At 66.7% G+C, this 22,172-nt stretch carries 21 protein-coding genes and 1 tRNA gene; 8 read left to right on the top strand and 14 right to left on the bottom strand.

The genetic code is table 11. From position 1 onward, the window contains the following. Positions 1 to 261 precede the first annotated feature (261 nt). Positions 262 to 573 carry a DUF3297 family protein gene (locus tag ASE79_RS11515; protein ID WP_056416404.1) on the bottom strand — a complete coding sequence of 104 codons (312 nt, stop codon included), beginning with the start codon at positions 571 to 573 and terminating at the stop codon, positions 262 to 264. 91 nt (positions 574 to 664) lie between these two features. Then, the gene (locus ASE79_RS11510; protein WP_056416400.1) at positions 665 to 1,069 is read right to left on the bottom strand and encodes a hypothetical protein; all 405 of its coding nucleotides are present in this window, start codon (positions 1,067 to 1,069) and stop codon (positions 665 to 667) included. 190 nt (positions 1,070 to 1,259) lie between these two features. Between ASE79_RS11510 and ASE79_RS11505 the strand changes: the two genes are divergently transcribed. Further along, the gene (locus tag ASE79_RS11505) at positions 1,260 to 1,916 is read left to right on the top strand and encodes a L,D-transpeptidase family protein (protein ID WP_107958139.1); all 657 of its coding nucleotides are present in this window, start codon (positions 1,260 to 1,262) and stop codon (positions 1,914 to 1,916) included. Between the two features lie 430 nt (positions 1,917 to 2,346). Here the strand turns inward: ASE79_RS11505 and typA are convergent, their stop codons facing one another. The 3 genes from typA to ASE79_RS11490 form a co-directional block, all read right to left on the bottom strand. Then, entirely contained in the window at positions 2,347 to 4,191 is a 1,845-nt protein-coding gene (gene typA, locus ASE79_RS11500) for a translational GTPase TypA (protein WP_056416397.1), read from the bottom strand. Positions 4,192 to 4,363: 172 nt separating this feature from the next. Beyond that, a complete protein-coding gene (locus tag ASE79_RS11495) occupies positions 4,364 to 5,389 on the bottom strand; it encodes a hypothetical protein (protein ID WP_235516891.1) in 1,026 nt (341 codons plus the stop codon). Between the two features lie 295 nt (positions 5,390 to 5,684). Continuing rightward, on the bottom strand, positions 5,685 to 6,698 hold the full coding sequence (locus ASE79_RS11490) for a zinc-binding alcohol dehydrogenase family protein (RefSeq protein ID WP_056416391.1): 1,014 nt from the start codon (positions 6,696 to 6,698) through the stop codon (positions 5,685 to 5,687). A 159-nt stretch (positions 6,699 to 6,857) separates the two neighbouring features. On the opposite strand from ASE79_RS11490, the gene ASE79_RS11485 reads away from it, so the two are divergent. The 3 genes from ASE79_RS11485 to ASE79_RS11475 all read left to right on the top strand — a co-directional run bounded on the left by ASE79_RS11485 (position 6,858) and on the right by ASE79_RS11475 (position 10,030). Further along, the gene (locus ASE79_RS11485) at positions 6,858 to 8,066 is read left to right on the top strand and encodes a toxic anion resistance protein (protein WP_056416388.1); all 1,209 of its coding nucleotides are present in this window, start codon (positions 6,858 to 6,860) and stop codon (positions 8,064 to 8,066) included. A gap of 5 nt (positions 8,067 to 8,071) precedes the next feature. Continuing rightward, complete coding sequence (locus ASE79_RS11480; protein WP_056416385.1) at positions 8,072 to 8,791, top strand: hypothetical protein; 720 nt, start codon at positions 8,072 to 8,074, stop codon at positions 8,789 to 8,791. A 105-nt stretch (positions 8,792 to 8,896) separates the two neighbouring features. Further along, complete coding sequence (locus ASE79_RS11475) at positions 8,897 to 10,030, top strand: hypothetical protein (protein ID WP_056416382.1); 1,134 nt, start codon at positions 8,897 to 8,899, stop codon at positions 10,028 to 10,030. Here ASE79_RS11475 and ASE79_RS11470 read toward each other — a convergent pair. The 3 genes from ASE79_RS11470 to ubiA are packed head-to-tail and all read right to left on the bottom strand — an operon-like array spanning position 10,027 to position 13,132. Further along, the gene (locus ASE79_RS11470; protein ID WP_056416380.1) at positions 10,027 to 10,791 is read right to left on the bottom strand and encodes a 3'(2'),5'-bisphosphate nucleotidase CysQ; all 765 of its coding nucleotides are present in this window, start codon (positions 10,789 to 10,791) and stop codon (positions 10,027 to 10,029) included. The genes ASE79_RS11475 and ASE79_RS11470 overlap by 4 nt on opposite strands. Positions 10,792 to 10,834: 43 nt before the next feature. After that, the gene (locus ASE79_RS11465; protein WP_056416377.1) at positions 10,835 to 12,181 is read right to left on the bottom strand and encodes a TldD/PmbA family protein; all 1,347 of its coding nucleotides are present in this window, start codon (positions 12,179 to 12,181) and stop codon (positions 10,835 to 10,837) included. Between the two features lie 9 nt (positions 12,182 to 12,190). Further along, positions 12,191 to 13,132: a 4-hydroxybenzoate octaprenyltransferase gene (gene ubiA / locus ASE79_RS11460; protein WP_056416375.1), complete on the bottom strand. Its 942-nt coding sequence runs from the start codon at positions 13,130 to 13,132 to the stop codon at positions 12,191 to 12,193. A gap of 83 nt (positions 13,133 to 13,215) precedes the next feature. Between ubiA and ASE79_RS21425 the strand changes: the two genes are divergently transcribed. The 3 genes from ASE79_RS21425 to ASE79_RS11450 all read left to right on the top strand — a co-directional run bounded on the left by ASE79_RS21425 (position 13,216) and on the right by ASE79_RS11450 (position 16,023). Then, positions 13,216 to 13,377, top strand: coding sequence for a hypothetical protein (locus ASE79_RS21425; RefSeq protein ID WP_200910368.1), 162 nt, complete (start codon positions 13,216 to 13,218; stop codon positions 13,375 to 13,377). Positions 13,378 to 13,808: 431 nt separating this feature from the next. After that, positions 13,809 to 14,555, top strand: coding sequence for a 16S rRNA (uracil(1498)-N(3))-methyltransferase (locus ASE79_RS11455; RefSeq protein WP_056416370.1), 747 nt, complete (start codon positions 13,809 to 13,811; stop codon positions 14,553 to 14,555). Between the two features lie 79 nt (positions 14,556 to 14,634). Further along, positions 14,635 to 16,023, top strand: a complete 1,389-nt coding sequence (locus ASE79_RS11450) for a glutamate--cysteine ligase (protein ID WP_056416367.1) — start codon at positions 14,635 to 14,637, stop codon at positions 16,021 to 16,023. A 109-nt stretch (positions 16,024 to 16,132) separates the two neighbouring features. Here the strand turns inward: ASE79_RS11450 and ASE79_RS11445 are convergent, their stop codons facing one another. Then, positions 16,133 to 17,407, bottom strand: a complete 1,275-nt coding sequence (locus ASE79_RS11445; RefSeq protein ID WP_156359666.1) for a methyltransferase family protein — start codon at positions 17,405 to 17,407, stop codon at positions 16,133 to 16,135. Between the two features lie 118 nt (positions 17,408 to 17,525). Between ASE79_RS11445 and ASE79_RS11440 the strand changes: the two genes are divergently transcribed. Continuing rightward, a tRNA-Gly gene (locus ASE79_RS11440) sits at positions 17,526 to 17,599 on the top strand. A gap of 49 nt (positions 17,600 to 17,648) precedes the next feature. Here the strand turns inward: ASE79_RS11440 and ASE79_RS11435 are convergent. From ASE79_RS11435 to groES, 5 genes are all read right to left on the bottom strand, one after another. Next, positions 17,649 to 18,089 (bottom strand): winged helix DNA-binding protein, encoded by a 441-nt coding sequence (locus tag ASE79_RS11435; RefSeq protein ID WP_056416364.1) that lies wholly within the window; start codon positions 18,087 to 18,089, stop codon positions 17,649 to 17,651. Between the two features lie 20 nt (positions 18,090 to 18,109). Then, a complete protein-coding gene (locus ASE79_RS11430) occupies positions 18,110 to 18,568 on the bottom strand; it encodes a hypothetical protein (protein ID WP_056416362.1) in 459 nt (152 codons plus the stop codon). A gap of 34 nt (positions 18,569 to 18,602) precedes the next feature. Further along, a complete protein-coding gene (locus ASE79_RS11425; protein WP_056416359.1) occupies positions 18,603 to 19,550 on the bottom strand; it encodes a sigma factor-like helix-turn-helix DNA-binding protein in 948 nt (315 codons plus the stop codon). Between the two features lie 438 nt (positions 19,551 to 19,988). Continuing rightward, positions 19,989 to 21,632, bottom strand: a complete 1,644-nt coding sequence (gene groL, locus ASE79_RS11420; protein ID WP_056416355.1) for a chaperonin GroEL — start codon at positions 21,630 to 21,632, stop codon at positions 19,989 to 19,991. A 120-nt stretch (positions 21,633 to 21,752) separates the two neighbouring features. Then, entirely contained in the window at positions 21,753 to 22,040 is a 288-nt protein-coding gene (gene groES / locus ASE79_RS11415) for a co-chaperone GroES (protein WP_055873868.1), read from the bottom strand. Between the last annotated feature and the right edge of the window lie 132 nt (positions 22,041 to 22,172).

Below are 22,172 nucleotides of genomic sequence, written 5' to 3'. Positions count from 1 at the left end.
TCGAGCCCAGGATGACGGGATAGGTTTCGTGTCGGCCCATCTGTCGTCCCAGCGGAAGCTGAGATCTCCCGGTTCGTGACGCTACGCCAGCCAACGGGGATACCCCAGCTTTCGCTGGGGTGACGGGTCTGGGCGGCCCGCCGCTGTATTTCAGGTGCTGTCCACGCGCAGGTGGTCTCCCGCGAGGGCGGGAGCCCAGTCTGGGTCCCCGCCTTCGCGGGGAAACAGGTAGTTCGGGGATACGCCTCGAACTATTCGGGCTCAGCCCTCGTCGGCGTCGCTTGCCGCGGGGCGCTCGAACCAGGCCTCGACCGGGCCGACCAGCTTGAGCGTTAGCGGGTTGCCGTTGCGATCGACCTTCTTGCCGAGCGCGACTCGGATCCAGCCTTCCGAGATGCAATATTCTTCGACGTCGTGGCGGATGCCGTCCTTGAAGCGGATGCCGATGCCGCGCTCGAGCAGCTCCTGCTTGAAGAACGGGCTGCGGTGATTGATCGACAGGCGGTCCGGGGGCGTGTCGCCCGCTGCGGTGGTCGGCGTGTCGGTCTCGGGCGTGTTGGGCGTGTCGGTCATGGTCGCGCGTCTAGCGGCAACCGGCGGGGACGCGCCACAAAAAAGCGGCGCCGGGATTGCTCCCGACGCCGGTCTTTCGCTCTGCAAGGGGTCAGCTGCAGACCTGTACCGCGACGCGATCGCCATAATAGGGATCGACCCGCCACTCGTTCCAGCACCGCGGACGATAATCCTCGCGGTAATAGGTCTGCACGGGTGGCGCGTAATAGTTCACCGCAGGCGGGGCGTAATAGCCGCCATTGTAATAGCCGCGATCATAATAGCGGTTGCGGTTGTTGCTGCTGGCGATCGCTGCGCCGACGCCGAGGCCAAGGATACCGCCCAGCACCGCGGCTCCGGCGGCGTTGCCGCCGCCACGATGGCCGTGCCAGCCGCCGCCATAGCCGCGCCCGTAACCGCCGCGACCCCAGCGCTGTGCGTCGGCGGGTGCTGCCGCCGTCAGCGCCGTTGCTGCGAGTGCAACGCCCAAGCCTGCCTTCTTCAAAAACCCGTTCATCTTTTCGAACTCCGTTACTAGTTACGCCCGGTCCGCTTGGGACAAACGCATAAGTGTCCGACCGTGTTTCAGGATTTAGGCGATTCGGCCTGAACCGGGTCGGAACGGCCTGTTAACCCACGGTATAGCTGCGACGCTGGGCTTCGTTTACGAATAAGGGATAGAAGGCGGGATGCGCAGGACCATGACGATGCGAGCGATCGCCTTTGCCGTGCTGGCGAGCAGTGCCGTGCTGATCGGCGGACTGGCCCTGTCGGGGTCGCCGGTGACGGTGCGTGCTGCGGAGGCGCCGGTACGCGCTGCCAGGGCGCAGGTCGCGGCGCCGGTGCGCGCGCTGCCGCCGAAGCCTGCGCCCGACGTCGTCGCGGCCGCCCCTGCTGACGGCTATGTCGTCAAGCGCGTGCTGGATGTGCCCGAGCCGCTACGCCACGGGGCCTATTACTGGGATACCGAAGGCGTCCCCGAGGGGCCGATCGTGATCACCGTCGACCTCGTCGCGCAGACGCTGTCGATCTTTCGCGCGGGCTATGAGATCGGGACGGCGGCGGTGATCTACGGCGCGGACGAGAAGCCGACGCCGCTCGGCGTGTTCACGATCACGCAGAAGGACGCGCATCACGTGTCGAACCTGTACGGCGCGCCGATGCCGTACATGCTGCGGCTGACCAACGACGGTGTCTCGATCCATGGCAGCGCGCTGATGGACGGGAAATATGCGACGCATGGCTGCGTCGGCGTGCCGACCGCGTTTGCCAAGCTGATCTTCGGGCAGGTGAAGCTTGGGGATCGGGTGATCGTGACGAGTGGCGAGATGCTGGAGCGCGGCGGGCGGATTACTGCTGCTTGAGGGGGTGGGGTATACGCGCTCGCCTTACCCTACCCTCACCTTTTACCGCCTCTCTCCCGGTGGGAGACGATCTTGCCAGCGCAATCATATCCTTGAGGCAGCCCTTCCCCGGCGCAGGCCGGGGTCCAGTTGGGTGACGTCGCTGACGAAGGGCGGCGCGCCGTTACTGCGACCTTTCCACCTGGACCCCGGCCTTCGCCGGGGAGGGGCAGAGGGAGGTCATTATAACGGATCGGGTACTGACGCCTCGGAGGCTTCGGGCGTAGTGACGCGACCTTCGGGCTTTCGAGCCCAAACAAAAAGGCCGGAGGTTTCCCCCCGGCCTTTCTGCATTTCTGAGCCGGCGCGCCGCGGCGAAGCCGCGTCGTCGGACCTCGCCTGAGCGAGGCCGGCCGAGCTTGTAAGCCTGGCCGGCTTCGCCGTGCCGGGCTTACGCGCTTTGCTTAGCGCGGCTCGCCCGCTTGCGCTCGTTCGCATCGAGGAAGCGCTTGCGCAGACGGATCGACTTCGGCGTGACTTCGACCATCTCGTCGTCGTCGATATACGCGATCGCCTGCTCCAGCGTCGCACGCTTCGGCGGGGACAGGCGGACCTGGTCATCCTTGCCGCCCGAGGCGCGGAAGTTGGTCAGCGCCTTGGTCTTCATCGGGTTGACCTCGAGGTCGTCCGGCTTCGCGTTCTCGCCGACGATCATGCCCTCATAGAGTGCCTCGCCATGGCCCACGAACAGGATGCCGCGCTCTTCGAGCGGACCCAGCGCATAGTTGTTCGCTTCGCCCGACCCGTTCGAGATCAGCACGCCGTTCTTGCGGCCTTCGATCTGGCCCTTGTGCGGACCATATTTCTCGAACAGCCGGTTCATGATGCCCGTGCCGCGCGTGTCGGACAGGAATTCACCGTGATAGCCGATCATCCCGCGCGACGGCGCCGAGAAGGTGATGCGCGTCTTGCCACCGGTCGACGGACGCATGTCGGTCATCTCGGCCTTACGGATGTTCATCTTCTCGACGACGGTGCCCGAATGCTCCTCGTCGACGTCGATGATGACGGTCTCGTACGGCTCGGTCTTCTTGCCGTCCTCGTCCTCGCCGAACAGCACGCGCGGACGCGAGATGCCGAGCTCGAAGCCTTCGCGGCGCATCGTCTCGATCAGCACGCCCAGCTGAAGCTCGCCGCGGCCGGCGACTTCGAAGCTGTCCTTGTCGGCCGCCTCGGTCACCTTCACGGCGACGTTCGACTCGGCTTCGCGGAACAGGCGCTCGCGGATCATGCGCGACGTCACCTTGGTGCCCTCGCGGCCCGCCATCGGCGAATCGTTCACGGCAAAACGCATCGACAGCGTGGGGGGATCGATCGGCTGCGCGTGCAGCGGCTCGGTCACCGTGATGTCGGAGATCGTGTCGGCCACGGTCGCAACCGAAAGCCCTGCGAGCGAGATGATGTCGCCGGCCTTGGCTTCGTCGACCGGCACGCGGTCGAGGCCACGGAACGACATGATCTTCGACGCACGACCCGTCTCGATGATCTTGCCGTCGTTATCGAGCGCGTGGATCGCCTGGTTGGTCTTCACGGTACCCGAGTTGACGCGACCGGTGAGGACGCGGCCGAGGAACGGATCGCGGTCGAGCAGCGTCACGAGGAAGGTGAACGGCACGCCAGCGACTTCGACCTTGGGCGGCGGCACGTGCTTCACGATCGTCTCGAACATCGGGATCAGCGTGCCTTCGCGCGCGTCCATGTCGGTCGATGCATAGCCGTTGCGACCCGAGGCGTAGAGCACGGGGAAATCGAGCTGGTCGTCGTTCGCGTCGAGCGACACGAACAGATCGAACACCTCGTCGAGCACTTCCTGGATGCGCGCGTCGTTACGGTCGACCTTGTTGACGACGACGATCGGCTTGAGGCCGAGTGCCAGCGCCTTGCCGGTGACGAACTTGGTCTGCGGCATCGCGCCTTCCGACGAATCGACCAGCAGGACGACGCCGTCGACCATCGACAGGATGCGCTCGACTTCGCCGCCGAAATCGGCGTGGCCGGGCGTGTCGACGATGTTGATGCGGATGCTCTCGCTCTCGCCCGGGGGCGTCCAGTCGACCGAGGTCGGCTTGGCGAGAATGGTGATGCCACGCTCCTTTTCGAGGTCGTTCGAATCCATTGCGCGCTCTTCGACGCGCTGGTTGTCGCGGAAGGTGCCGGACTGGCGGAAGAGCTGGTCGACCAGCGTCGTCTTGCCGTGATCGACGTGCGCAATGATCGCCACGTTGCGGAGGCTCATGAATGTATTCTCTTGAAACGAGGAACGGGGTTGGCGCGCGCCATAGCGTAATTGTTGCGCCGCGGGAAGACCGGGCGGGTTCGGGGACTCACCACCCCTGCCGTCATCCTGACGAAAGTCAGGACCCAGAGGCATGGAAGGCAGCGCTAGTTACCCTGGGTCCTGACTTTCGTCAGGATGACGGGGCTCGACGCTTATAGGCTCCGGCGGCGAGAATGGCACGCGGATCGCGGACCGCCAGCATCGCCCTTAGCGCGGCGTGCTTGTCGGGCGCGGCGGCGTAATAACGTTGCCAGATTCGCAGTCCCATCCAATAGCCGAGCTCGGGCGGCCAGCCGGCGGGCGGGGTGGAGTAGTTGCCAATCCAGCGGGCATAGGCCTTGGCCTGGGGTGAGCCCTCGTCCGGGTTGTCCTTGTCGGTCAGGCTGCGGGTGAGCGCGATGTCGGCCTGCATCTGGCGCCAGAGGTCCGCCTCGCGGGGTGCGGCCCAGGCGGCGCGGGCGGCGTCGGGTTCCTCGCCGGTGACGAGTTGCGCGATGAAGTCCGCCGCGCCCTCGACGAGGATCGCGGTGAGCAAGGGATCGCGGGCGAGCGTCATGCCGGCATCCTCCTGGATCGCGTGGACCGTCTCGTGCGCGAAGAAATGGCGGAGCGTCTGGCGGAGTTTATCGGGCGTCGGGGAGATGCGGCAGAGCACTTCGAGGCCGAGCACCTGTGCGCCGGGCTTGGCGGTGCCGCCCGAGGTGTTCGCGCCGAAGACGATATAGACTTGCGGGAGTTTCGCGTCGGGGAGCGCGCCGTGGAGACCGAGATAGATCGATCGGAGATCGCCGGTGGCGGCCTTGGCGGCGGGGAGACAGGTCTTGATCGCCTGCGCATAGCGGGTGGGGTTGGCGGCGATCGCGCGCGCGAGCGTGTCGGCGTCGCCGATCCGGCCGGGGGTGAAGACGCCGATCGCGACACTGCCCTTGTCGAGATAGTCGCGTTTGAGTTGTGTGGCGGTCGGCTTGCCCTTGGTCCTGGCGAAGGGCGCGGCGAAGCGGTCGGCGTCTTCGGTGTGGATCGTCGCGGTGAGCGGGTCGGCGGGCGGCGGGCGATTCGTGGCGGCCGCGGGGAGGAGCGCGAGCGCGAGGATCAGCGGGCGGATCATGACGGGCAGCGTATAGCGTGCTGGCGAGAGCGCCAGAGCGGATATCACGGTCCTCCCCCGCAAGGGGGAGGTGTCGCCGAAGGTGACGGAGGGGGAGGACACGCAACAGGCGTAGTCGCTTACCGCCCCCTCCGTCAGGCTGCGCCTGCCACCTCCCCCTTGCGGGGGAGGATCGTGAGGTAGTGGCGATCGGCAAGCCCACTTACGCCCCACCCCGGCGGAGGCCGGGGCCCAGGTGGAAAGGTGGCAATGATGACGGGCTGCCATCCGTTAGCAGCGTCCCCCAACTGGACCCCGGCCTCCGCCGGGGTGGTGCTTGGTGGGGGGCGTGCTCCGCGAGAACTCAGAACCCCTCGAGCACGATCTTGCCCTTGGCGGTGTGGCTCTCGATCCGCGCATGCGCCTTGCGCAGGTTCGCCGCGTCGATCCGCCCGAAATTCTCCGCCAGCGTCGTCCGCACCGTCCCCGCATCCACCAGCCGCGCGATCTCGTCGAGGATGCGGCCCTGCTCGGCCATGTCCGCGGTCTGGAACAGTGAGCGCGTGTACATCAGCTCCCAATGGACCGAGATCGACTTCTGCTTGAGCGGGCTGATATCGAGCGTCTCGGGATCGTCGATCAGCGCGAGCCGGCCCTGCGGTGCGATCAGCGTCGCGATCTCGGCGACATGCTCGTCGGTATGCGTCGTCGAGAAGACGAAGCCCGGCGCGCCGAGCCCGAGCGCCTCGACCTGGTCGGCGAGCGGCTTGCGGTGATCGATCACGTGATGCGCGCCGAGATCCTCGACCCAGCCCCGCGTCTCGTCGCGCGAGGCGGTGGCGATCACGGTCAGGTCGGTGAGTTGCCGCGCGAGCTGGATCGCGATCGAGCCGACTCCGCCCGCGCCGCCGATGATCAGGATCGCGGTCGCCGCACCGGGCACCGGCTTGCGCACGTCGAGCCGATCGAACAGCGTTTCCCACGCGGTGATCGACGTCAACGGCATAGCCGCCGCCTGCGCCCAGTCGAGCGACTCCGGCTTGTGGCCGACGATGCGGTCGTCGACGAGGTGATATTCGGCGTTCGTCCCCGGCCGGTCGATCGCGCCGGCATAGAAGACGGCATCGCCGACCGCGAACCCCGTCACCGTATCGCCGACCGCGACGACGGTCCCGGCGGCGTCCCAGCCGAGCACCTGCGGCGTGCCGTCGGGATCGGCGCGGCGCTGGCGGATCTTGGTGTCGACCGGGTTCACCGACACCGCCTTCACTTCGACGAGCAGGTCGCGGCCGGTCGCCTCCGGCTTGGGGAGGTCGAGATCGACGAGCGACTGCGGATCGTCGATCGGGAGCGATTGGGTGTAGCCGATGGCGCGCATGCTGTGTCTCCTGGAATATGGGGACAAAGCCGCCGACACCCCCTCCCGGTTCCCCCCGAGTTCCACGCAGCGGTTGGCAAGCCGGGTGTATTATCTATATACGCCACTTGAACGCGGCGCGGGTTGCAGCCACCATGCGCTACCGAACGGAGACACTTCATGGCCACGACCCCGGAAACGCTGACTGAGCCAAGCCTGGTACTGACGCCGCCCGATCCGGTGCCGACCGTCGCGGCCGCCAAGGCCGCCGGGCTGGTGCCCGTCGATGCCGGGGTGAAGTCGCAGCTCGACGAGCGCGTGTCGGGGTTCGTCACCGATCTGGTCGCGCAGGACGTCAACAGCCCCGAGTTCGGCAAGCGCGTCGATGCGATCACCGCGATGGGGGCGAAGGAAATCCGCGAGGCGGCGGGCCAGTCGAACCGGTTCCTCGATCGCCCGGTCAAGGCGATGGATCAGGAAACCGGCGTCGGCAAGGACCTGGCCGAGCTGCGCCGCGTCGTCGAGGATCTCGATCCGGGCAAGAAGGGCAATCTCACCGCGCCGCAGAAGCTGTTCGGGATCATCCCGTTCGGTGGCAAGATGCGCAATTATTTCGACGGCTATAAATCGTCGCAGACTCACATCGCGCAGATCCTGAAAAGCCTCGGTTCGGGCAAGGACGAACTGCTGATGGACAACGCCGCGATCGACACCGAGCGCGCGAACCTGTGGGGCGCGATGGGGCGGCTCGAGCAGATGATCCATTTGTCGAAGACGATGGACGCAAAGCTCGAGGACGTCGCGAACGAGCTCGATCACACCGATCCCGCCAAGGCCAAGGCGATCCGCGAGATCGCGCTGTTCTATACGCGCCAGCGCACGCAGGATCTGCTGACTCAGATGGCGGTCACCGTGCAGGGCTATCTCGCGCTCGATCTGGTCAAGAAGAACAATGTCGAGCTGGTGAAGGGCGTCGATCGCGCCTCGACCACGACCGTGTCCGCGCTGCGCACCGCGGTGACGGTCGCGCAGGCGCTGACCAACCAGAAGCTGGTGCTCGAACAGATCACCGCGCTCAACACGACGACCGCGAACATCATCGATTCGACCGGCAAACTGCTCAAGTCGCAGACCGCACAGATCCATGAGCAGGCGGCGTCGGCGACGATCCCGCTCGAGACGCTGCAACGCGCGTTCCAGAACATCTACGACACGATGGACGCGATCGACGTGTTCAAGCTGAAGGCGCTCGACAGCATGAAGACCACCGTCGGCGCGCTGTCGAACGAGGTCGACAAGTCGCGTGGGTATATCGCGCGCGCTGAGGGCGCGACGCAGGGGCAGTTGGGCGGACCGTCGCCGTCTGCGTTCAAGCTGGAGGCGATGTAACTGCTGTGAGCGAAGTCGACGACGCCATCGCGAGCGCCCGCGCCTCCTGGTCGCGGATCTCGGACGACCGGACGGGCACGGTGATCGGGCGCGTGCCGTCGCGAGGACGGGCAAGACAGACGCAGGCCATCGGCAAGCGGCTGACGCGGATCGCGATTGCCGACGTCGCGATCCTGATCGCGGCGATGGTGATCGGCTGGATCGTCCCGCTCGGGATCGGCGGTGCGATGCTGGTGATGGCGTTGCTGGTTGCCGCCACCGTGCTCTTCGCGGTGTGGCCGGCCGAGCGCGCGCCGACCCCCGAGCGGCTCGCCGCGGTCGACATCCGCGCGCTCCCCGCGCAGACCGAACGCTGGCTCGAGGCGCAACGCCCTGCCCTCCCCGCGCCGGCGATGACGCTGGTCGACCGGATCGGCCTGCGCCTCGAAACGCTGACGCCGCAGCTCGCGACGCTCGACGCGAACACGCAAGAGGCGGTCGACGTCCGGAAGCTGATCGGCGAGCAACTCCCCGCCTTCGTCAAGGATTACGAGAAGGTCCCGGCGTCGCTGCGCACCACCCCACGCAACGGCCGCACGCCCGACGCGGAACTGGTCGACGGGCTCAAGCTGATCGAACAGGAAATCGGCGAAATGACCGCGCGTCTTGCACAAAACGACCTCGACAATTTGTCGACCCGCGGGCGGTTCCTGGAGATGAAGTACAAGGACGACAGCGCGCAGTAGCGCCGTTCCGTCGGCCAGATTGCAACCAATGCCGATGAGACTTTGAACTTCCGCGGTCGATCCGAATACTGCAGGATGATGGTCGATCGATTCGGAGGCTGAACCATGATCGCGTTGCTTTTTGTGCTGACGATGCAGGCGGCCACTCCGGACATCGTCGTTTCCGGCAAACGTCTCGCCGAGGCGTATGAGTCGTGCGTCGAGCAGGGGTGTCCGCCGCTTCGCGATGCGCAGGTCTCGATCGCGTTTGCTGAGCAGCAATTCCGGCAAGGTGCGTACCAGAAAGCCCGGTATACGCTTGCCGCCGCCGTCGCGCGGAACAAGGATAATGCCGCGGCCGCGCCCAAGCCTGTCGCGGCGCTGTACGAAGCCTATGCCACTGTTTCGCTGCACGATGGCGAGATGGACGTCTTCAAAAAAGCTGTAGGCGGCCAGGTGAGAACGCTGCGTGACAATCTGCCGCCCAACGATCCCGCGGTGACGGCCGCCGCGTTCGCAACGGGCGACATGTGGGTTTCCCTGGGAAACGGACGCGCCGCGGAAAGCTCCTATCGCGCGGTCGAGCGGCAGGCGCTGGCAAGCGGCGATGCGACGCTGGCGATGTTGGCAACCCTGCGACGTGTCGGCTTGGCCAATGCGCGCCGCGATCCCGCGGGGGCAACGCGACTCCTGGCCGAAGCCGAGGCGAGACCGGCCGCGGCCGATCCCTCGCTTCGATCCGTGTTGCAGGTGGTGCGGTTGCGGCTGGCTGCAAAGCGGGCGGACGACGCAGCGGTCGACCGCCTGGTACGCGACATAGGCCATGAAACCTCGGCCCGGCCGATCCTCATCTGGTCGCCGCCCTACGAGCCCAGCGCACAGGCGAGCGCAAGGGAAGACGCCGCCAAATTCGGTTCCGTTGATCCGGTACCGGCCAGATCGTCAGATCTGGATCCTATGCAATGGGTCGATATCGGGTTTTGGATCAAGCCTGATGGCAAGACCGACGACGCCGAAATCCTGCGCGGATCGCGATCGACGGGCTGGGCAAACTATCTCGTCAAGCAGGTATCCGAACGCCGATATACGGGAAGTCCCGGCCCGGATCGCGGCAACGGTGTCTACAGGATTGAGCGGTTCTCGCTGCGCGGCACCTATCAGGTGCCCGTAGGCAGCCTGATCAGCAGACGAGGCGGCCCCGCTGCGCTTCAGGTTCTCGATTTGACGGCCCCGGAAACGCGGGTGACGGCAAGCCGCTAACCGCCGATCGCGCGTGCCCGGTCGGCGAGGCGCTCGATCGCCGCGGCGTGTATGCCGGGTGCCGAGGCCAGCACGCCGAATGCCTGTGGCCGGGGCTTGTTGAACACCAGCGGCGCGGCGAGTGCATCGCTGACCGCGGCGCCCGCTTCGCTCGCGACCAGAACCGCCGCGGCGATGTCCCATTCGTTGCCCCAGCGAAGCGTCGCGACGAGGTCGGCTTCGTCGGCGGCGACCATGGCGATGCGCAGCGCGATCGAGTTGGGTTTGTGGACCATGACGAGGTCGCGGTCGGCCTTGGGGAGCGCGTCGGTGGGTGTGCGGCTGCCGGGGAAGTCGGTGCGGGTGCCGGTCTGGAGGCGCACGCCGTTGCGGGTCGCGCCCTGCCCTGCGACCGCGTGCCAGCGTTCGTCGCGCGAGGGCGCTTCGAGGATCCCGATCACCGGGCGGCCGCGGTCGACCAGCGCGATCGAGACACACCAGCCGGGCCGTGCGCGGATATAGTCGCGGGTGCCGTCGATCGGGTCGACCACCCAGAGCAGGTCGTGCGCGAGGCGGTCGGCATTGTCGGCGGTTTCCTCGGAGAGCCAGCCCGCCTCGGGGAGCAGCGTCGACAGCCGCGCCTTGAGCATCCGGTCGATCGCGATGTCGAGTTCGCAGACCGGGCTGCCGGGTGTCTTCTCCCAGCGCTGGAAGTCGGTGTCGAAGCGGTCGAGCGCCATCGCACCGGCCTCCTGCGCGATCCCCGCGACCGCGTCGGCCATCGCGCTGAGCCATGCCGGAGACCGCGGCGGACCGCGGTAGCGCTCAGCCACTCGCCACCGTCATGCCCTCCACGCGCAAGCTCGGTACGTTGACGCCGTAGCGGAATTCGAGGTCGTTGGCGGGGGTCATCGCGAGGAACATGTCCTTCACGTTGCCGGCGATCGTGAACTCCGCGACGGGCGTGGTGATCTGGCCATTCTCGATGCGGAAGCCGGCCGCGCCGCGGCTATAGTCGCCGGTCACGCCGTTCGCGCCGCCGCCCATCAGTTCGGTGACGTAGACGCCCGTTTCGATGTCGGCGATCAGCGTTTCGAGCGGAACGTGACCCGGCTCCATGAACACGTTGCTGGTCGACACGCCGGGGCCGCCGCCGATACCGCGCGCGGCGTGGCCGGTCGGCTCGAGGCCAAGCTGGCGCGCCGAGGCCGAATCGAGCAGCCAGCGTTCGAGCATGCCGTCCTCGATGATCTCGCTCGGCGAGACGGGCAGGCCCTCGCCATCGAACGGACGGGAGCGCAGGCCGTGCGGGCGGTGCGGATCGTCGCGGATCGTGATGCCGTGCGCGAACACCTGGCTGCCAAGCGAATCAAGCAGGAAGCTGGTCTTGCGCGTGATCGCCTGACCCGAGATCGCGCCGAGCATGTGACCGATCAGCGACCCACCGACACGGCGGTCGTAGACGATCGTGGTCGGACCGCTGACGAGGCGGCCGGGGTTGAGGCGGGCGACGGCCTGCTCGCCCGCGCGGCGGCCGATCGCTTCGGGCGATTCGAGATGCGCGCGTAGACGGGCGCTGCTGTGCGCGTAATCGCGTTGCATGGCGCTGCCTTCGCCGGCGAGCACGCTGGCCGACACGCCATAGCCGGTCGCGGCATAGGCGCCGGCGAACCCGTGGCTGGTGGCGAGCGCCCAAACGCTGCGCGACGCGCTGGCGCCGCCGCCTTCGCTGTTCGAGACGCCGGCGACGGCGCGGGCGGCGTCTTCGGCTTCGAGGGCTGCGTCGCGGAGCTGCTCGGGGCTGACTTCGCCGCCGTCGTCGAGGCCGAGCATTGGGGTGATGCCGTGGAGCAGGCGGTCGGCGGGGGCGAGCCCTGCCCAGGGATCTTCGGGTGCCTCACGCGCCATCGCGACCGCGCGTTCGACGAGCGCGTCCATCGCGGTGGTCGACAGGTCGGAGGTGGAGACGCTCGCGGAGCGCTGGCCGACGAACACGCGCAGGCCGAGATCCTCGCTCTCGGAACGGCCGATATCCTCGAGCTTGCCGAGGCGGATCGACACGTCGAGCGCGGCGTCGGCGGCGAAGACCGCATCGGCGGCGTCGGCACCGGCGGCCTTGGCGCGCTGGACGATATCGAGGGCGCGGTCGCGGGCTTGGTCTGGAGTCAGCATATCAGCGACTTAAGGATGCAGCGTCGTGCCGACAACCACGCAGGCGAGGAACATGAGCAGTCCGGCGAACCGGTTCGCGCGGAAACGCGCGAGTGCGGCGGTGCCGGCGCCCTCCTGCGTGTCGGGTTTGAGCGTGACGACCTGCCAGCCGAGGTGGAGCGCGACGGGGACGAGCGCGGCGATCGCGAGCGGATCGGGACGGACGGTCCAGAACGCTGCGGCCCAGAACGCGACCGCGGCGATGTAGAAGATCCCGACGCCGGCCTTCACATGGCTGCCCATGCGGAGCGCCGACGAGCGGATGCCGATCATCGCGTCGTCCTCGCGGTCCTGCAGTGCGTAGATCGTGTCGTAGCCGATCACCCAGGCGATCGCGCCCGCGTAGAGCAGCCACATCGGCGTATCGAGCGACCCTGCGATATCGCCCCACCCGACCAGCAACGCCCAGGAGAAGACGATGCCGAGCCAGGCCTGCGGCCACCAGGTGATGCGCTTCATGAACGGATAGGCGGCGACGGGGGCGAGGCTGGCGAGCGCGACGATCGCGGCGAAGAAGGTGAGTTGCAGCAGGACGGCGAACCCGATCAGGCAGAGCAGGACGAGCCAGATCCAGGCGAGCTTGATCGAGACGAGCCCGCTGGGGATCGGCCGGGCCCGCGTGCGCGCGACCTGCGCGTCGAGGTCGCGATCGACGATGTCGTTGAACACGCAGCCCGCGCCGCGCATCGCGATGCTGCCGAGGAGGAGCCAGAGAATGAGGTCCCAACGCTGCACCGCGCCGCCGGCGAGCGCGACGCCCCAGGCGCCGGGCCAGAACAGCAGCCACCAGCCGATCGGCCGATCGAAGCGCGCGAGCAGTGCGAGGCCGCGGAGCGTTGGCGGGAGGCGGCCGACCAGCCCTCGGTGTTCGCTGTCGGGGACGATTTCCATGGGCGCGGGCTGGGTCTGCATGGCGGAGGCGTAGGAAGACGGCGTTTGGCGCGCAAGCCTTTGCCGGGTAGGGTCGAGGGAGTGGCGCGTTCGGACCCTCTCACATGATCGGCCTGTCGGTCGCGGTCGGCCGCTTCGTCGAGGCGTTGTTCTGGGGAATCTTTCGCGTCGCCGGCGCGGTTGCGGGGGTGCTGATCCTTGGCGTTATCGCGGCGGTGCTGGCTTGGGTGGTGGCGCGGAAGAAGTGGGCGCGGCGGGGGCGCTGAGGTGTCGCTCTCGGTAGATAAGGCCGTCTAGGGCCGATCCCTGGTGGCCGATCATTACGCACCGCCCGCTAATTGGCTGATCTAGAGTAGGATCCGCTCGAAACTCACTCGCCCGCCATCCTGACGAAAGTCAGGATCCAGAGTAACGGACGGCGCGCTCATGGCTCTGGATCCTGACTTTCGTCAGGATGACGGAGTTTGAGGTGAACCGCGCTTGCCGGGAACCATGGGCTCGCGCGTTGGACGGTGACGACCGGCCATCGTCCCCTCCTCCATCTGCGCTGCCCACGCCTCGCGCCCGGCAAATCCAGATAGCCGCCGTTCGTGATCCTCCCCCACCAGGGGGGAGGATTGAGACGCGAACTTTTGCGGCACGAGCGTCACCATTGCGGCCCCTCCCCGTGCCGGTGCGGATTTGCTAGGGCACTGCGATGCCCGCAACCCCAGCTTGGCCGCCGCAGTCCACGCCGCGCCTCTTCGTCGATACCCCGCTCGCGATCGGTCCGCTTCCCGTCGATGGCCCCGCCGCGCATTATCTCGTCGGGGTGATGCGGATGAAGATCGGCGATCCGGTGAAGCTGTTCGACGACCGCACCGGCGAGTGGCTCGGCGTCGCGGCGAGCGTCGGCAAGCGTGATCTGGTGCTCGACGTCACCGACCTGCTGCGACCGCGCGAGGACGTGCCCGATCTGTGGTTGTGCGCCGCGCCGCTGAAGAAGGGCCGCGTCGACTGGATGGCGGAGAAGGCGTGCGAGCTCGGCGTCGCGCGGCTGCAACCCGTCGTCACGCGGCGGACGATCGTTGACAAGCCCAATACCGAGCGGCTGCGCACGCAGATGATCGAGGCGGCCGAGCAATGCGGGCGCACCGCGCTGCCCGAGGTGACCGAGCCGGTGAAGCTTGCCGCGCTGCTCCGCGACTGGCCCGAGAATCGCGCGCTGTTCTTCGCCGACGAGACCGGCGGCGTGCCCGCGCTGGAGGCGATGCGCGCGCGACCGGGGCCGGCGGCGATCCTGATCGGGCCGGAGGGCGGCTTCGATACCGACGAACGCGAGGCGATCCGCGCGCACCCGCACGCGGTCGGGATCGGGCTGGGCCCTCGCATCCTGCGGGCGGAAACCGCAGCGGGCGCGGCCATCGCGCTGTGGATGGCGGCGGCGGGCGATTGGCGCGGATAACTAGGCCGGGGCGCAATACCCTACCGATTGGTCCGAATCCCCCCTAGCGGGCTCGTTCATCGCCGCGTAAGGCGCGGCAATGACGACGATACCCGCTCCGAAAAAGACCAGCCCGATGATCGAGTCGCGCGACCAGTTGATCGCCAGCTTCGCAGCCGGCGAAAAGCCCAAGGACGCATGGCGGATCGGCACCGAGCACGAGAAGTTCGTCTATGCGAATAGCGACCATCACGCGCCGTCCTATGACGAGGCGGGCGGCATCCGCGCGCTGCTCGGCGAGCTGGAGCAATATGGCTGGAAGCCGGTCATGGAGGGCGGCCCCGATGGTACGCAGAACGCGATCGCGATGTCGGGCGCGGACGGCAGCATCAGCCTGGAGCCTGCGGGTCAGTTCGAGCTGTCGGGCGCACCGCTCGATAGCCTGCACGAGACCTGCGCCGAGACCGGGCGGCACCTCGAACAGGTAAAGGCGGCGGGCGACAAGCTGGGCATCGGTTTCCTCGGGCTCGGCATGTGGCCGGACAAGACGCGCGCCGAGCTGCCCACCATGCCCAAGGGGCGCTATGCGATCATGCTGCGGCACATGCCGCGCGTCGGCAGCATGGGGCTCGACATGATGCTGCGGACCTGCACGATCCAGGTGAACCTGGATTACGCGTCCGAGGCGGACATGGTGAAGAAATTCCGCGTCGGGTTGGCGCTCCAGCCGCTGGCGACCGCGCTGTTCGCGAACTCGCCGTTCACCGAGGGCAAGCCCAACGGCATGCTGTCGTATCGCAGCCATATCTGGTCGGACACCGATCCGCATCGCACCGGCATGCTGCCGTTCGTGTTCGAGGATGGCTTCGGCTATGAGCGCTATGCCGAGTACGCGCTCGATGTGCCGATGTATTTCGTCTACCGCGAGGGCAAGTATATCGACGCCGCCGGGCTGTCCTTCCGCGATTTCCTGAAGGGCGAATTGTCGGTACTGCCGGGCGAGAAGCCGACGCTCGACGACTGGACCGATCATCTGTCGACCGCCTTCCCCGAGGTGCGGCTGAAGACGTTCCTCGAAATGCGTGGCGCGGACGGGGGCCCTTGGAACCGGATCTGCGCGCTGCCGGCCTTGTGGGTCGGGTTGCTGTACGACCAGGGTGCGCTCGATGCGGCGTGGGATCTGGTCAAGGACTGGACGATCGACGAGCGCCAGGCCTTGCGCGACGGCGTGCCGAAGCTCGGCCTGAACGCGCCGATCGCGGGCGGGGGCACGCTGCGCGATATCGCGGGGCAGGTGCTCGACATCGCCGGCGCAGGGCTGTCGGCGCGCGCGCGGTTCAACCGCGCGGGCGACAACGAAACGGGCTTCCTCGATCCGCTGCGCGAGATCGTCCGCAGCGGCAAGGTGCCGGCGGAAGTGCTGCTCGACAAGTATCACGGCGTCTGGGGCGGCGACGTCTCGAAGGTGTACGACGAGTCCAGCTTCTAACCTCTCCCCTTCCGCTCGCGGAGGGGTCGGGGGAGGGCTTGGCCGCAGGCGCTTCGGGCACGGCGTGGGTTATCCCCTCCCCTAACCCCTCCCGCAAGCGGGAGGGGAATTAGCCGCGCAGTTTGGCGAACAGCCGCGGCACGAGGCCGTGGTGCGCCATCCACGCGTCATAGGCGCGATAGGCGGGGTCGAGCTTCAGATGACGCTCCTCGGTCTTGGCGCGCCAGTAATAGACGCCGCTGACCGCGGCCATCAGCAGCGTCGCGCGAGTCGCGTCGACCATGCTGCCGAGCGTCAGCACGGGGATGGTCGACAGCCACCAGAACAGGTTCTTCGATAGATAGGCCGGATGGCGCGACACCGCATAGGGGCCGTGCGTCAGGATGCCGCGGTTGGTAAGGTTGGAGAACCGGAAGCCGAACGCCATCGTCGCCCAGGCGTAGATCGCGGTCAGGCCGACCAGGATCGCGCCGACCAGCGCCAGCGCGATCGGATGCCCCTGGAACCAATAGGCCCAGTCCGACGTGCCGGGATGATAATCGAGCGGACCGCCGGGGGTCATCAGGATGAACGGCGGATAGCACATCAGCGCGGGCAGCCACGCCGCCGCGAACGGGTTGGCGCTGCGGATATGCGAATCGAGCGGGCGGAACGTCAGCAGATACCCGACCGTCGCGAACGCCACGTCGATCAGAAACATCAACGTCACCAGCCAGCTCGACAGCGCGACCGGGTCGTGGAGCACGGTCGCGACATCGCCGCGGACGAATTCACCGAACCCAGGCGGCACGATCGCCAGCATGAACGCGAGGAAGAACGTCTTCACCCCCCAGGCGCGCAGATGGCCATAGATCGCCTCGGGCTCCACCCCCGCCTGCCCGGTCATCCAGGCCCCGAGATGCCAGGCGCCGTCGCGCGGATCGACCAGATAGCGGTCGATCCAGAGGACATAGGGGATCGACACGACGAACAGGATCGGTGCGGCGTTGGTGAAGCACCACATCGCAAACGCGAAATTGCCCTGCCAGTAGAACCGCCCGGCGCCATAGATGACCGCGATCGCCGCCCATGTCGCCCATAACCCGGCAAGCTTGGTGAGGCTCAGGTCGAGCGTCTCGCGCCACGGCTTGCCCGCCGACCAGTCGATCCCGGTGGTCGGGCTCAGATGGACCTTGTCGACGATCAGCGACCAGAGGATCATCGGCAGGCCGCACGCGGCGACGTTGGTTAGCGCCGAATAGGGCCCGTCCATCCCGTAATGCCGCGCAAGCCCGATCCAGGCCAGCACGCCGACCAGCCCCGACAGCCCCGCCCCATGGCTGACCGCGGATTTCGGCCGGGGATCGGGCGTGGCGGAAACGGCAATCGCGGGGTCGTGATCCATGCCCGGGGACTAGCGCATAATGGTAATGAAGCCATGAAGCATGTGCGCAAGCCGCCACACGGACGCTTGCGCCGGGCGCGTCGCGACGCTAGTTCCTGCGCTCGCTTCGACGCGTCGGGCGGGTATAGTACAATGGTAGTACAGCAGCCTTCCAAGCTGAATACACGGGTTCGATTCCCGTTACCCGCTCCAAGTCGCGCTTAGCGCGCCCCCGACCGCATCGCGCTTCGGGCCCCGGCCTTCATTCCGCGATCAACGGCCCCAGCAGGCTTGCCATCCGGCGTCGGCCCAGCGTCGTCAGGCGGACGTGCGAGCGGCGTCCATCGCGTTCGTCGCGGGTCCGTTCGACCAGGTCGGCGTCCTGCAACATCGTCAGATAGCGTAGCGCGGTGGCCGAGGGCGCACGCGCGCCGATACAGACCGCCGACACGCTGAGCTGGCGATTCTCGTGCTCCGAAATGAACAGATCGAGCAGGATGTCCCAGGCGGGCTCGGAGAATAGCGAGATACCGAGCAGCTCGTCGCGCATCTTGCGGACGGCATAGAGTCGCTTGGCAATCTCCACCAACGCCGTCGACGAGGCCGTACCGGGCGCCGGATCGACGGCAGGCAGGCTCAGGACGGGCAGGAACGTCAGATGCTGGGTGGCAGGCACGGGCACAACGGCAATGGTGTAAGTCATAGACGTCTTCCGAATATGCGTCATCGCAGGGTCGGATCCTGGCGACTCCAGTCGAGATCCCAGCCACGGGCCCGGATCCTGCGCGAGTGCCTGACGGTCCCGATCACGAGAAGCAGGACGATGGGATAGCTCCAGGCGGCGGAGAGGACGGCATGGACGAGCCGGATCACGTCGGGGCTGATCGCACGGGTCAGGTGCGCGCCCGTCCCCAGCGCGTGGAGCGCGGTGGCCCAGGCCGGCCAGAACCGATCGGCCTTGAGCGTAATCGTGATCATCACCACCAGCAAAAGGAGGTCGACGATCATCACGCCGCCTTCCAGACCCACGAACAGGACCGGGATATTGCGCTGGACCAGTCCGGTCGACACCGCTGCAAGCAGCAGTGCCAGTCCCGTCAGGCGCTCCGGTGCGCCGCCTCGCAGCAGGGCATAGGCCGACGCTGCCGCCTGTATCGTGTAGAACAGCCAGACCCGATCCAACTCAACCCCCCAAAGCTGGACCGAAACCGGCCGTTCAGGCCACCGCTGCCAGGCGAACCGGACCGTCGGCACGCAGCGCGCCTTCGTTCGGCGGGCATTCGGCGGTATCGCCATAGCCGTAGAACTGGCCGAGACCGATCTCGGCGCGGACGTCGACCAGCGCGCGATGCGCCTCGACGAAGCGTTGGCGTGCGTTGATGATGTCGAGCGAGGCCTGAGACAGCATCTGCAGCGCCAGCACGCCGGTGCCGACGGGCAGGTTGGCGGCGACCCGCTGCTGCAACAGCGTCGAGACACAGGATGCGGCGAGCATCGCGGCATGATCGACTGCAGCCTCGGCTTTCAGGAAATCGGTCGTGACCTTGTCGGTCGCATCGCGTCGCTGCTTCAACATCGTCGTTCTCCCCGAAGGCACCATCGTCGCGGTACCGTGTACGGGAGCGATGCGGTCTCGGTTCGATCGCAACAGGTTGGTCAACGTCATCGCCATGTTGATGAGCGCCATCGACGTGACGGCGATCAGGCCCATGAGCGCGATCAGTCGGACTATCCTGTCGCCAACCGAAAACCGATTGCGCGCCACCCCTGTCGATCCGCTAGCTCCGGACAGGCCAAAGAAGCGGCGAACAAGCCCCCACGGCTCGATCTGCCTCACGTCTGGCGTGTCGGCGGGGGGGCTGGGAACGTCGATTGGTTCGGATGGTAGCCGTTCGTACGTCGGCGCCTGTCCGACCGTCGCGACGAGATCGCGGGGCGGCACGACCTCGTCGACGCCTCCCCGCTCATGCTGCTGCAGCTGGCGGGCCGCCTCGAACCGAGTGGCGACGCCGAGGATCTGGATCGCGCGCTCGATCCGCTTGTCGATCGCGGACGGCGACACGCCGACCAACGCCGCGATTTCCTTCGAATTATGGTGAGTCAGTACCAGCCGCAGGCAGGTGCGCTGGGCTTCGGTCAACTGATCGATGCGTCCTGCGGTCATGCCGTGATGGTAGCGTGATCACTGTCCGCTTGCACCTATTGTGTCACCGGCGGGAAATGGCGCCCGGTGGCTGGCGCCGCCGCATGGCGGGGACAATCAAATCAATATGGTAGGAAGATTTCCGCGAACGCAGGGATCGGGTCGGTGGTGATGCGCCGCGTGGGGGGCTTGCGGGGCGTCTGCAAATTGTAAAAATCTGCGTAAAGACAGTTTATGACAGCGACTCGGTGTCGGAGCGTCGCGATGCTTGGCGGGATACGCGCCGCTGACGCACGAAGGGCCGGGGATTGCGCCCCGGCCCTTTGCTTTGGGTAGTCTGGTCGGAACGGAGGACCGGCGAAGCCGGCCCTTTTCGTCGGACGGGACTGGCGGCGAAGCCACCAGCCCGCCGGCCGTTCTGATTTCGTGGCGGGGCCAGCATGCTGGCCCCGTCCGAAATCAGAAGTCCATGCCGCCCATGCCGCCCATGCCGCCGCCGCCCATGGGCATGGCGGGCTTGTCTTCGGGCATCTCGCTCACGGCCGCTTCGGTCGTGATCAGGAGGCCTGCGACCGATGCCGCGTTCTGCAGCGCGGTGCGGACGACCTTGGTCGGATCGATCACGCCGGCTTCCACCAGGTTCTCGTAGGTGTCAGTCGCGGCGTTGAAGCCGATGTTCGAGTCGTTGCCGTCGAGCAGCTTGCCCGAAACCACCGCACCGTCATGACCCGCATTCTGCGCGATCTGGCGAACCAGAGCCGTCAGCGACTTGCGGACGATGTCGATACCACGCGTCTGGTCTTCGTTCGCACCGGTCAGGCCGTCGAGGACCTTGGTCGCGTACAGCAAAGCCGTACCACCACCGGGGACGATGCCCTCTTCGACGGCTGCGCGGGTTGCGTGCAGTGCGTCGTCGACGCGATCCTTGCGCTCCTTGACTTCGACTTCCGACGAACCGCCGACCTTGATCACCGCAACGCCACCGGCGAGCTTGGCGAGACGCTCCTGGAGCTTCTCCTTGTCATAGTCGCTGGTCGTGTTCTCGATCTGCTGGCGGATCGCTTCGGTGCGGCCCTTGATCGAGTCATGATCGCCGGCACCGTCGACGATGACGGTGTTGTCCTTGTCGATCGTGACGCGCTTGGCGGTGCCGAGCATGCCGAGCGTGACGGTCTCGAGCTTGATGCCGAGGTCTTCCGAGATCATCTCGCCCTTGGTCAGGATCGCGATGTCCTCGAGCATCGCCTTGCGACGATCGCCGAAGCCCGGTGCCTTGACCGCTGCGACCTTGAGGCCGCCGCGCAGCTTGTTGACGACGAGCGTGGCGAGTGCCTCACCCTCGATGTCCTCGGCGATGATCAGGAGCGGACGACCCGACTGGACGACGGCTTCCAGAATCGGGAGCATCGCCTGCAGGTTCGACAGCTTCTTCTCGTGGATCAGGATGTAGGGATCCTGAAGCTCGACGGTCATCTTCTCGGGGTTGGTGATGAAGTAGGGCGAGAGATAGCCGCGGTCGAACTGCATGCCCTCGACGACGTCGAGCTCGAATTCGAGACCCTTGGCTTCCTCGACGGTGATCACGCCTTCCTTGCCGACCTTCTCCATGGCTTCGGCGATCTTCTCGCCGACTTCACGGTCGCCGTTTGCCGAGATGATGCCGACCTGCGCCACTTCCTTCGAACCCGAAACCGGCTTCGAACGCGCCTTGACGTCCTCGACGACCTTGACGACGGCGAGATCGATGCCGCGCTTCAGATCCATCGGGTTCATGCCCGCTGCGACCGACTTCATGCCCTCGCGGACGATGGCCTGCGCCAGAACCGTCGCGGTGGTGGTGCCGTCACCGGCGATGTCGTTGGTCTTCGAGGCCACTTCGCGCAGCATCTGCGCGCCCATGTTCTCGAACTTGTCCTTGAGCTCGATCTCCTTGGCGACGGTGACGCCGTCCTTGGTGATGCGCGGTGCGCCGAAGCTCTTGTCGATGACGACGTTGCGGCCCTTGGGGCCCAAGGTCACCTTGACCGCGTCGGCGAGGATGTCGACGCCGCGGAGGATGCGCTCACGCGCGTCACGACCGAATTTTACGTCCTTGGAAGCCATGTCAGCTGCCCTTTCGATGGAGTGAAGTATAGGAAGTACAGACGCTGGCGCGGATCTCGCGGCCAGCCTTTCTCGGCCCGTTCACGTCAGCAAAGGCCGACGTTTCCGAGCCCGTCGGGGTCAGCCGACGATGCCGAGAATGTCCGATTCCTTCATGATGAGGAGATCCTCACCGTCGACCTTGACCTCGGTGCCCGACCACTTGCCGAACAGAACCTTGTCGCCGGCCTTGACGTCGAGCGGGGTGATCGTGCCGTTCTCGGCGCGGGTCCCGGTGCCGACGGCGACGACTTCGCCTTCCTGCGGCTTTTCCTTGGCGGTGTCGGGGATGATGATGCCGCCAGCCGTCTTCTCTTCGGCTTCGAGGCGCTTCACCAGCACGCGATCATGCAACGGACGAAAGTTCATGGGGTCCATGTCCTTTTGGGATTGTGACAGATTTCTGGCACTCAGGGAGCCCGAGTGCCAACACCCGGCATATGTGGACGCCCGCGACCCATGTCAAAGGTTCCCGCGGAGAAAATTTTTCCTACCGGCGTG

Origin of the sequence: Sphingomonas sp. Leaf28, from assembly GCF_001421685.1 — a bacterium.
Classification (GTDB): Bacteria; Pseudomonadota; Alphaproteobacteria; order Sphingomonadales; family Sphingomonadaceae; genus Sphingomonas; species Sphingomonas aurantiaca.
Note: the sequence above shows the minus strand (reverse complement) of the source record. Positions and strands in the feature narration are given on the sequence as shown.

Coding starts and splice junctions, on each gene's coding strand:
- ASE79_RS11510 (WP_056416400.1), bottom strand. CDS start 1,069: ATGAACGGGTTTTTGAAGAAGGCAGGCTTGGGCGTTGCACTCGCAGCA.
- ASE79_RS11435 (WP_056416364.1), bottom strand. CDS start 18,089: ATGACTTACACCATTGCCGTTGTGCCCGTGCCTGCCACCCAGCATCTG.
- ubiA (WP_056416375.1), bottom strand. CDS start 13,132: ATGCAGACCCAGCCCGCGCCCATGGAAATCGTCCCCGACAGCGAACAC.
- groL (WP_056416355.1), bottom strand. CDS start 21,632: ATGGCTTCCAAGGACGTAAAATTCGGTCGTGACGCGCGTGAGCGCATC.
- ASE79_RS11465 (WP_056416377.1), bottom strand. CDS start 12,181: ATGCTGACTCCAGACCAAGCCCGCGACCGCGCCCTCGATATCGTCCAG.
- ASE79_RS11470 (WP_056416380.1), bottom strand. CDS start 10,791: ATGGCCGACGCGGTCGCGGGGATCGCGCAGGAGGCCGGTGCGATGGCG.
- ASE79_RS11485 (WP_056416388.1), top strand. CDS start 6,858: ATGGCCACGACCCCGGAAACGCTGACTGAGCCAAGCCTGGTACTGACG.
- ASE79_RS11455 (WP_056416370.1), top strand. CDS start 13,809: ATGCCCGCAACCCCAGCTTGGCCGCCGCAGTCCACGCCGCGCCTCTTC.
- ASE79_RS11505 (WP_107958139.1), top strand. CDS start 1,260: ATGCGAGCGATCGCCTTTGCCGTGCTGGCGAGCAGTGCCGTGCTGATC.
- ASE79_RS21425 (WP_200910368.1), top strand. CDS start 13,216: ATGATCGGCCTGTCGGTCGCGGTCGGCCGCTTCGTCGAGGCGTTGTTC.
- groES (WP_055873868.1), bottom strand. CDS start 22,040: ATGAACTTTCGTCCGTTGCATGATCGCGTGCTGGTGAAGCGCCTCGAA.
- ASE79_RS11425 (WP_056416359.1), bottom strand. CDS start 19,550: ATGACCGCAGGACGCATCGATCAGTTGACCGAAGCCCAGCGCACCTGC.
- ASE79_RS11515 (WP_056416404.1), bottom strand. CDS start 573: ATGACCGACACGCCCAACACGCCCGAGACCGACACGCCGACCACCGCA.
- ASE79_RS11450 (WP_056416367.1), top strand. CDS start 14,635: ATGACGACGATACCCGCTCCGAAAAAGACCAGCCCGATGATCGAGTCG.
- typA (WP_056416397.1), bottom strand. CDS start 4,191: ATGAGCCTCCGCAACGTGGCGATCATTGCGCACGTCGATCACGGCAAG.
- ASE79_RS11475 (WP_056416382.1), top strand. CDS start 8,897: ATGATCGCGTTGCTTTTTGTGCTGACGATGCAGGCGGCCACTCCGGAC.
- ASE79_RS11445 (WP_156359666.1), bottom strand. CDS start 17,407: ATGGATCACGACCCCGCGATTGCCGTTTCCGCCACGCCCGATCCCCGG.
- ASE79_RS11490 (WP_056416391.1), bottom strand. CDS start 6,698: ATGCGCGCCATCGGCTACACCCAATCGCTCCCGATCGACGATCCGCAG.